The organism is Micromonospora sp. D75, assembly GCF_018070405.1.
Lineage (GTDB): Bacteria > Actinomycetota > Actinomycetes > Mycobacteriales > Micromonosporaceae > Micromonospora > Micromonospora chalcea.
The window spans coordinates 1-912 of record NZ_JAGPXV010001075.1; the positions used below are offsets into that span (position 1 = coordinate 1).

The window sequence follows — 912 nt, forward strand, 5'->3', positions numbered from 1 at the left end:
GGTCGCCTCGCTGGCCCGGCTGGGCTGGCACGCGGGCGAGTACTCGGCGCTGGTGATGACCGGCCGGACGCACAACGTCGCCGCGCAGGCCACCACGCTCGGCAAGCGCTTCGCGTCCGCCGCGGAGGAGCTGCTGATCGCGTACGAGCGGCTGGAGGACCTGATCGGCCGCTACCCGCTGCGGGGGATCAAGGGGCCGGTGGGCACCGCCGCCGACCAGCTCGACCTGTTCGACGGCGACGCCGGGAAGGTGGCCGAGCTGGAGCAGCGGGTGGCCGGGCACCTGGGCTTCAGCCGGATGCTGGACAGCGTCGGCCAGGTCTACCCGCGTTCGCTGGACTTCGACGTGCTCTCCGCGCTGGCCCAGGTGGCCGCCGCGCCGTCGTCGCTGGCCACCACGATCCGGCTGATGGTGGGCCAGGAGCTGGTCACCGAGGGCTTCAAGCCGGGCCAGGTCGGGTCCAGCGCCATGCCGCACAAGATGAACACGCGCTCGTCGGAGCGGGTGAACGGCTTCGCGGTGATCATCCGGGGTTACCTGTCGATGGTCGGCGAGCTGGCCGGTGACCAGTGGAACGAGGGGGACGTCTCCTGCTCGGTGGTACGCCGGGTGGCGCTGCCTGATGCGTTCTTCGCTGCCGACGGGCTGTTCCAGACGTTCCTCACCGTGCTGGACGAGTTCGGTCCGTACCCAGCGGTGATCAACCGGGAGCTGGAGCGCTTCCTGCCGTTCCTCGCCACCACGAAGATCCTGGTGGCAGCCGTACGCCGGGGTGTCGGCCGGGAGGTCGCGCACGAGGTGATCAAGGAGCACGCGGTCGCCGTGGCGCTGGCCATGCGGGAGAAGGGCGCGGCGGAGAACGACCTGTTCGACCGCCTGGCCGCCGACGGCCGGCTGGGCCTGACCCGGGC

At 71.5% G+C, this 912-nt stretch carries 1 protein-coding gene; it reads left to right on the forward strand.

Annotation, left to right across the window (positions count from 1 at the left end; genetic code table 11):
- Positions 1-912: lyase family protein (locus tag KBX39_RS32085; protein ID WP_210874178.1), on the forward strand; the 912-nt coding region annotated here is incomplete at both ends.